This window comes from Pseudoselenomonas ruminis, from assembly GCF_008271295.1.
Taxonomy (GTDB): Bacteria; Bacillota; Negativicutes; order Selenomonadales; family Selenomonadaceae; genus Selenomonas_A; species Selenomonas_A ruminis.
Window position 1 is genome coordinate 18,812 of record NZ_VTOY01000021.1, and the last position, 9,783, is coordinate 28,594.

6 protein-coding genes are annotated in these 9,783 nt (G+C 39.1%); all 6 read right to left on the reverse strand.

What is annotated here, in order from left to right; translation table 11 throughout:
* Positions 1-64: 64 nt before the first annotated feature.
* The 6 genes from FZ040_RS13210 to FZ040_RS14060 all read right to left on the reverse strand — a co-directional run bounded on the left by FZ040_RS13210 (position 65) and on the right by FZ040_RS14060 (position 8,674).
* Complete coding sequence (locus FZ040_RS13210) at positions 65-3,100, reverse strand: type I restriction endonuclease subunit R (protein ID WP_149172432.1); 3,036 nt, start codon at positions 3,098-3,100, stop codon at positions 65-67.
* Between the two features lie 22 nt (positions 3,101-3,122).
* Positions 3,123-4,301 carry a restriction endonuclease subunit S gene (locus tag FZ040_RS13215; protein WP_149172433.1) on the reverse strand — a complete coding sequence of 393 codons (1,179 nt, stop codon included), beginning with the start codon at positions 4,299-4,301 and terminating at the stop codon, positions 3,123-3,125.
* Positions 4,294-5,907 carry a type I restriction-modification system subunit M gene (locus FZ040_RS13220; RefSeq protein ID WP_187620355.1) on the reverse strand — a complete coding sequence of 538 codons (1,614 nt, stop codon included), beginning with the start codon at positions 5,905-5,907 and terminating at the stop codon, positions 4,294-4,296. Before FZ040_RS13220 ends, FZ040_RS13215 begins: the two co-directional genes overlap by 8 nt.
* 32 nt (positions 5,908-5,939) lie before the next feature.
* Positions 5,940-6,473 (reverse strand): hypothetical protein, encoded by a 534-nt coding sequence (locus tag FZ040_RS13225; protein ID WP_149172435.1) that lies wholly within the window; start codon positions 6,471-6,473, stop codon positions 5,940-5,942.
* 1 nt (position 6,474) lies between these two features.
* Positions 6,475-8,181, reverse strand: a complete 1,707-nt coding sequence (locus FZ040_RS13230; protein WP_149172436.1) for an N-6 DNA methylase — start codon at positions 8,179-8,181, stop codon at positions 6,475-6,477.
* A 322-nt stretch (positions 8,182-8,503) separates the two neighbouring features.
* Complete coding sequence (locus tag FZ040_RS14060) at positions 8,504-8,674, reverse strand: hypothetical protein (protein ID WP_187620356.1); 171 nt, start codon at positions 8,672-8,674, stop codon at positions 8,504-8,506.
* Between the last annotated feature and the right edge of the window lie 1,109 nt (positions 8,675-9,783).

Below are 9,783 nucleotides of genomic sequence, written 5' to 3' on the forward strand. Positions count from 1 at the left end.
TCACCTGATATTTATTGTGTAACTTTTGAGTAATTATATACAAACTTACAATCATACAATATAATCACTCAACTAATCCAACAAATTTTTCAAAGAAACTTCTCAGCTTTTCAAGTACATTTTCCTTCTTTTTGGATCTTCCCCCACTTCCACCAAACCGCCTTACAGGTGGAAGTATAGAATCAATATCCGTACCAGTTGTCTTTAGCTGACCATCACGGAACATTTCTTGAATAAACGCTTCTGTAGCTTCTGGTTTAAGATTTTCCGACTCTACAATATCATGTAAGTCCTTATTTTTCTGCTCATTAACAAATTTTTTCCAGTCATTATGTACATTAGTCTGAACATTGACTGTGGCGATGAAGCTATCAATCAGCTCTTTCTTGCTTCGCATCTCTGGGCTAGAACTAATCGCACGGTCAATAGCACCAATGATGCTCTTATCTTTACAGTTTGATTCATGGTATTTTTCTACCAACATCAATATGTAATCAATATTGATATCAACCTGCCTGATAAGCTCCAATTCAAATACTACATCCTCATGGATGCTTTCTTTCTCGCCATTCTTCTGATTGTTCATTTCATGGTGAATATCTAGGTACATACTCTGATAATCTTGCAAGTCTCTGGCACTCAACGTATCGAGTTCTTTTGCAAATTCATCAAAGGAGAGCAGTATGTTCCTCAGCCGTAAGATACTACCAAAAATACGAATAAATTCCTTCTGCGCGCCTTCGCCAACTGGACGCTCACCTACTGTGAATTTATTTAAAAGTTCTTCGACAAGCTCTGTATAGCCTTTATGGTATTTTCCTTTCTCATCCTCATATCCAGAGTAGTAATCTTGGAAACCACGCAACAATACAATACTTTCTGCATCCTTATCACCAAAAAGAGATATTGCATCATCTGTTTCTTTTGACAGGTCACGGAAACATACAATGTTCCCAAAGGTCTTTACAGAGTTCAATATACGATTTGTACGAGAAAACGCCTGAATAAGGCCATGATACTTCAGGTTCTTATCAACCCATAAGGTGTTCAAGGTCGTAGCATCAAAGCCTGTCAGGAACATATTTACTACAATCAGCAAATCAATCTCACGATTCTTCATCCGCTGGGATAAGTCTTTATAATAGTTCTGGAAGCTGTCCCCATCTGTAGAGAAGCTGGTTTGAAACTGCGCGTTATAGTCTTCTATAGCCTCATCAAGGAAATCACGGCTAGTCTTATCCAGCTGGTCTGTGTCAAAGTCCTCATCTGGCAATACGTCTCCCGGCTCTTCCTCATTAGCACTAAAGCTAAAAATCGTTGCAACGACAAGATGACGGCCTGTTGCTTCAAGCTGATTCTTGAATTCATAGTAGTATTTCATACAGACAGGAATAGAGCTAACTGCAAACATCGAGTTAAATCCCGCAACTCTTTGTCCTTTTAATGTATAAGCGCTATTCCGCTTCGTTTTCTGGTCAAAATGCTCTAAAATATATTTGGTTACCTCACGAATTCGCTCTGGAGCTGCCAATGCTGCTTCCCGATCAATAGCATGGACAGACTTGTCCTGAATACCCTCTTTTTCTTTGATAGTATTTATATAGTCGATGCGGAACGGCAATACATTTTTATCATTGATGGCATTGACAATAGTATAGGTATGAAGTTTATCGCCAAAAAGCTGTGGAGTCGTTTTAGCATCTGGTTTTCCTGACGATGAAGCATTAGGGGCAAAAATTGGCGTTCCCGTAAATCCAAAGAGATGATACTTCTTAAACTTCTTTACTATGGCTCGGTGCATATCTCCGAACTGACTGCGATGACATTCATCAAAAATCATTACTACATGCTGTCCATAAATTGGATGCTGCGCATTCTTCTTAATGAAAACAGCCAATTTCTGAATTGTCGTAACCACGATATGAGTAGACGCATCACCAAGCTGCTTAGTCAAGACTTTGGTCGAAGTATTGCCATTGGCTGCCCCCTTCTGGAAACGGTCATACTCCTTCATCGTCTGATAGTCCAAATCTTTACGGTCTACCACAAAAAGGACCTTATCAATGCCATCCATTTTTGACACTAACTGTGCTGTCTTAAACGATGTCAAGGTCTTACCTGAACCGGTAGTATGCCAAATATACCCACCAGCCTCAATCTTCCCCCATGTCTTATAATTCGTAGCAATCTTGATACGCGAGATAATACGTTCTGTAGCAGCAATCTGATATGGGCGCATAATCATAAGGATATCTTCCGTGGTAAATACGCAATACTTTGTCAAAACTGATAAGATAGTATGTTTTGCCAAGAATGTCTTGGCAAAATCCATAAGGTCGAGAATCAGATTGTTATTTGCATCTGCCCAAAAACATGTGAACTCAAAACTATTGCTAGTCTTCTTGCTTTTACGACGACCGCTTACTGTCATTTCACGGATGTGGCTCATTCTCGTCGTATTGGAATAATACTTCGTGTTAGTACCATTAGATATTACAAATATCTGCACATATTCATAGAGACCGCAGCCAGCCCAGAAACTATCTCTTTGATAGCGGTTAATCTGGTTAAATGCCTGACGAATCTCTACACCACGCCGTTTAAGCTCTGTATGGATGAGCGGAAGACCATTGACCAGAATTGTCACATCATAGCGGGTCTCATGATTTCCTTTCTCCTCTGTATACTGATTAATAACTTGCAGACGATTGTTAAAAATATTCGTCTTGTCAATTAGACGAATATTCTTGCTGGAACCATCATCACGTTTCAATACTTGAATATAGTCCGTCTGGATGCGCCGTGTCTTTTCGACAATTCCTTCATTTTTTGGGGAAATGCAGTTCTGAAAGAACCATTTCCACTCGGAATCTGTAAAGGTATACTCATTGAGAATAGAGAGCTGTAGGCGGAGATTGTCAATCATCTCCGCCTCACTCTGAAATGTCAGATAAGTATATCCTTCTTCCTGTAGCAAAGCAATAAATCTATCCTCCAGCTCTGCTTCTGATTGGTACGTAGCATAAGCAGCACGAGGTTCCTTCACATATTCCGAAACCACCGTGCTATCTTCCCTAGCAGCAATCAAATTATAATACATGAAATCTCACGCTCCTTACGGCTCATTTCTGCTTAGGAAATGTCAGTAATCGATCACGATAATACTCGTATTGCTGATGACGAGCTATACGTTCTTTCTCGATTTTGTTAATTAAATTATTTGTGTTAGATTCCAAATTAGTCATTAACGATATAAATTTTTCTTGAGAATCTAATGACACCATCGGAACAGGAAAATTGTTAAGCATAGGTCTTCTAATTGATGTAACTGAAGAATTAAATGCATTTTTTTGTATATATGGTAAAAAAGTTGCTTTCATATATTGATAGAAAAATTTTGGAGATATCCGATTATCATGTATATGAATTCTATAAGCACGTTGGTGAAGAGCATATTTCCCCTCTACATAGTGAAAAATTTTTCCTACGCCAACGCCATCGCCTGAGGTTATAATTGCCGTTTCATCAAACTCATATTCATTTTTTCTTCTTACTTCTTGCGAACGTACAAAAAAAGGATAATCACCACTATCCAATTCTTCATTTGTATTACTGCTACCTGTCCCTATATCAGCAATTTCAGATAAAAGAATCGTTGCTACATCTCTAAACGAATTTGAAAGTTTTTCCTGATAAAATTCAAACTGCTGTTGTCGCACCATTATTTCTTCCTGCAACTTCTCATCAATCTGATTCAACGCTTTATAAAACTCATCAAGAATGCGAACAACCTCTGCTTGAATATCTAGTGGAGGAATTGGAATAATAAGGTCTTTTATCGACTGAACACTTGCATGAACAACTTTACTTTTTATCTTCCCACGACTTTTCTGTTTCCTTACATCTTGTGTGGATAAAACATAAGAAAGAAACTTTGGGTTTTGATTATGTTGCACTACAACAATATCACCACCTGCTATGCACTTTTCATTTCCAATATAAGCACAAGATTTCGCTATATCTTCGACACTTTCACCTGTAATAGCGAATAGAATATCTCCATAGCCAAAATACTTAGGAGATGTTATCCTATCTTCATCTACATGAGATATACACGAATCAAAGCTAATGTCATACGTTGTATAAATCTCACCATATCGCACGCATGGTGTTCCCGATTCAGTTACTTCATCTCGTTTAATTCCTGAACCACGAAAAATATTTGTCGCGATTTCTCCTACTGTCTTGTATTCTACTCCATTAGGACACTTGCGCATCAATAATTCTTCAATCTTATTCATGCTCACCCTCGATTTCTGCCACAATTTTATCAATGGCCTTTCGCAATTTTTCTTCACACGCTACTATGTCTTTAATTTCTGCATTAAGTGTATCAATGTCAATACTTTCGCTATTCTCTTCCGGTTCAACATATGTTGATACAGAAAGGTTGTAATTTTCGGCAGAAATCTCTGTAGGCTTAACTACTTTCATAACATGCGTAATATCTTTACGTTCCGTGTAGCATTGCAGAATACGATTTATATTCTCCTGTGTGAGTTTATTATTGTTTGTAACCTTAATATATTCACTTGAAGCATCATAAAATACAGTGGTATTATCTACCTTTGATTTCTTAAGGACAAGAATACACGTTGCTATAGTAGTGCCAAAGAAGAGATTATCCGGCAACTGAATGACACCATCAATGAAATTATTATCTACAAGATATTTGCGGATTTTCTGCTCAGCACCACTACGATACATTACGCCAGGAAAACATACAATAGCAGCTGTACCGTTCGAGGCCAGCCAAGAAAGAGAATGCATAATAAATGCCATGTCTGCCTTTGATGGTGGAGCAAGAACACCAGCAGGAGAGAATCTTGGATCATTGATAAGCACAGGGTCATTCTTACCAGCCCACTTGATAGAATATGGAGGATTTGAAACGATAGCCTCGAATGGCTCATCATCCCAATGCTGCGGGTCTATCAGCGTATCACCTCTTGCTATGTCAAACTTATCGAAATCAATATCATGCAGGAACATATTGATACGGCAAAGATTATAGGTCGTAATATTGACCTCCTGCCCGAAGAAACCATTCCGAACATGCTCTTTTCCGAGAATCTTGGCGAACTTCAGCAAAAGTGAGCCTGACCCGCAAGCCGGGTCATAAACTTTATTGACATCGGTTTTACCTATGATAGTCAATCGCGTCAGAAGTTCTGAAACTTCTTGTGGCGTATAGTATTCGCCACCACTTTTCCCTGCATTAGATGCATACATCCCCATCAGGTACTCATATGCATCACCGAAAGCATCAATGGTATTGTCCTGCATATTGCCTAGATTCATACCACCTATGCCATCCAGCAGCTTACAGAGCTTTTCGTTGCGTTCTTCGACCGTTGCCCCCAATTTGTTGCTATTAACGTCTACATCGTCAAACAAACCATCCAAATCGCCTTGACTGTCCGTCCCTTGTGCAGACTCAACAATATGTGTAAATACTCCCGCCAACGTTTCATTGAGGTCAGAATCCTTTTCAGCCCTAGCATGAACATTTGCAAATAGTTCACTTGGCGCAATGTAGTACCCTTTCTCCTTGATAAGATTTTCCCTTTCGCTGGCTGCATCCTTATCAGAAAGCTTCGCGTAGTCAAAGGCTTCACACTCTGCCTTAATAGCATCTTCCGACTCTCCTGACATTTCCTCTCGAATTGCAGCCCACTCGTTCTGATTTACATAGTTTGTCAGGTTCTCTGATATATACCGGTAAAAGAGCATCCCCAAAACATATTGCTTAAAGTCCCAGCCATCAACACTTCCGCGTAAGTCATTGGCAATCTGCCAAATAGTGCGATGTAATTCTGCCCGTTCCTGTTCTTTCTTATTATCCAACAAAAACACCTCTCATATTAATGCTCATATTATCAAGCAGCCAAATAACCGCTGGCAATTTCATTATGAATTATTTTTTTCAAATTTGACTTTGTAATTTTTAGCTGTTCGTTACTACACAAACGGATAACTTTTGTATAGCCATCTGTTTGCTCCATCCTAGCTATAATACTGGAATATTCCCCCTTATCCTTAACGGAATGCGGCACCGCTCCAAATAGAATCAATCTATAATTATTATTGTACCGCAATCTTTCAAAATTGTAACGCTTAAGTTCATCATATCCCAAATGAATCTCTACTCGGTCTTTTGAGATATTTTCATTTTTCATACAAGCCATTATTTCGCGTTCCTTGATTCGTAATTCACCAAAAATAATTATCTTACCATTTTTGATAGAATCTTCCCAGAAAGTGGCTACTTCTTTTGGAATTAGCTCCTCCATACCAATGGATTTGAGGAAATCATTAAGACGATGTTCTTTCCATGCAGTTCTTATATTCTGATGCATCTGGGTATCGACCTCAACAATTAAGTCTTTTAAGCGTTCTGCCGAAATATCCAACTTATTCCCCACCTTCCATTAGTGCATCAATTTTGTTATAAATCAGCGTCTCCTGCCTCTTTACAATATCTAGCTCATCTAGCAAAGCTTCGTATCTGGAAGCTATAATATCTTGCTGCTCCTTAGATACCATCGGTATTTCTACGGCTTCCAAATCCTTTGCAGATATGCTAACCAATGCTGTGCCATGTGCAACAAAATTAAGTTGCTGCTGCCCCTGCGCACTTCTGAGATGTAACATTACATAAATAGGATTAACTTGTTTTTTATCAAGTGTTAATACATAAAAGTTTCCATTAGCTATGACTTTACGATTATCAATCTCTGGCATAACTGCTACCTTGAACGGCGCTGTACGAGAAATCAGCAAGTCTCCTGTATGTACCAAGGCATTATCATACTGTTTGTCATATGATTTCAGACTTGTAAGTTCCCTATCCACCTGATTATCCGTGATATTTTGTAAATTTAAATACTGGGTATCTGTCGGGGTATTACTCATCAACTCTTCCAGCGTTGTACGAGGTATCGTCTTTCCTCTGCCAAATACAGCTAAATCTTTCAGCTTTACACCATTTTTTACTTCCTGCGCAGGTGTACCAAGATATCTGACAGGATCCCAGCTGTAATCATTCTGCTGAAGACGTTCAGTAGAAACCAAAATACTAATTTCAGAATCATGTTCCATTCCATTGACAATCATATCAATATCATCACTAGACAGAACCATTTCATTTTTTACTAATTTTCCCAACCCTGTCGCATCAATCATACGTACAGAATTGCTATTATTTTCAAGGACTAAAATGCTGACAGCTATATTGGTTTTTGCATAAATTTTAGCTGGCAAAGAAATCACAGCTTTAATATAACCTTTCTTGCATATGATTTCGCGGATTTCCTCTTCACTGCGCATAGTTCTTGAAAGCATAGATGTAGGTACCACTACAACAGACACACCATCATCTCTTCTACTGAATATAGAAGCCAAAACAAACGCCCAATCCAGAATCTTTGTTTTTGGAAAAGAATTGAAGTATGGCGCATATTTTATATCATGACGCACATAATCAATTAAGCGTTCATCTCTCAACCCCCAAGGAAAGTCAGAAAAAACTTTGTTAGCCCCTAATTCATGTAATGACTGTGTAATAGCATTCCCCTGATGAATTTCAATTCTATTATCTAGCATCCAAGAGCGTATTTTGCTAATTATAATGCAATTAGTGTTTATCTCATTACAATGATAGGTAACATCATCATGTTTCTGCATACTATGCATAACAAAGTTCATTACGCCAGCACAGTTATCCAAAACAATATCACCTGATTGTATATCCATTAAATTATCAGCAAGTTTTGTAATTGAATCAGCTGTCTCAAAATTAGCTCTGTCCCTTTTTAATTCCTTACTAGATAAGGCAACTGATTTCAACTCCTTCAAGCCTGCCATATGACTATAGGTGACGATTTCTTCCCAATATTCACCAATAAAACTGAAAAAATGCCCTTTTAGCTCATAATCGTCAAAATACTGTTCAATCTCTTTTTGTAAATCATACTTATCATACACATCATTCTTGCGCACAATGTAAGCAGACATTGCCAGACTAACCAAGCCCAACAAGTCATCATCTTTCTTACCACGCAGAAGATTACGCCCATCCCATTCAGCCTTCATGTACAGTTCATTGTTATTCTTTTCCATTACAAAGCCCCCTATTTGCTGTGACCAATAACTTAACAAATATTTTGTTGTCCATATCTTTTTCTTGTCTATTATATTACAGTAACCATACTTTATTGTCAATATCTTTTTATAAAAAATTTGTTGTGACCAACAAATTTAGGGATTAAGGCCTTTACCATACTATAACGTAGTTGCGTAACCTAGAACCTTCTAAAACTCTTATATAAGCTCAGCCTTACGTTAAAATTAGCTTATTTGGATACACTAAAAGAAATAAAATAAGGTTCGTTTATATTACTTCACTAAGTATATAAACGAACCTTATTTATGAGTTGCCTGATCACGAAATCGACTTCTTAATCTCCATCACACTTTTCAGAGGTAATGCAAGATACTCTGCCATCTCTTCTAAACTAAGTTTCCCAGCCTTTATCATGCGTATTGCAATATCCCTGCGTTCTTCTTCCTGTCCCTCGCGGCGTTGTTGTTTCAATTCCATCATCAATGTCATATGATACAACCTCGTTTCATTGAACTACTTCAACATAACTTCAATACAACTTCAATAACAAGTATAGAAACAAATATTCTAATAAAAGCGCTATCCCCAATTCTATCTCGCCACTTTTCCGCACCATCCCCAAATCTTTACATTTTACTAATGAAATTGTCTTTTAACAGTAAACTGACATACTACAATAAGCAACGACCATTCAGCAACACACATCTATCATCTATCGACACCCTTAATAACTGGACTGGTATACCTTATTCCTAAAATAGTAAAAGCCCTGCCGTAGCATTATGCCATGACAATAACAAAAATTTCGCCCGCCCACCACCACCCTCACGGGCTTCCTCTAAGTTACCATTGAAAGTACTTGCCTGCCTTGCTGAGATATGATAGCGGTTTGAGGGAAGGAGCGGAGGAAAGCAGAGGAAGCCCTGCCCTTTGTGGAGTACATATAAAAAATATGCACTCTAAAAGGTTGCAGGGCTTCAATATATGAGCGGCCGTCGGTCAGTCGCATCGTTTCTTCGTCGCCTCTTAATCCCTCGTCGCATACTGCGAACGTGCCCAGGTCTGCCGTTACCACGCCTCACGCTTGGGTTAAGTCTGCCTCATCTGCCCGCATCACCGGGCATCACAGGACGGTTTAGCCGCGGTGATGAACCCGCGGCATCAGCGGGGACGAGGCCACACTCGCCCCCGCGCATCTGGATTGCTTCCCAGCCTTTAACGCATCATACCGCTCTCGCGGTCCCGTTGTTTTATCTCGTGATTTGCGGCTCTCACGCACCTCGACCCACTACGGCTTGCCTCCCCTGATCACGTAGGGTCAGGGCGTTTTCGCTTGTAGGCTTATATTCTATTGGCAACAGCATCACAATACACTTCACCAGCAAATAAACTGATGACCTGTATTTTTGCGTACCAAAAAAGCACACCTCTCCCGGTGCTTCCCGCACCGACCGAAGAAATGTGCCGAATATCTACCCCAAGCCCTTGATATACCTAGCTAGTTATTGACATACTCCCCCTAGCAGGGTATAATCAAAGTAATCGAAAATTCGTCTGTCCCTGACAGTCAGCTAAACTTTTGTGGGGCAGACATCCAG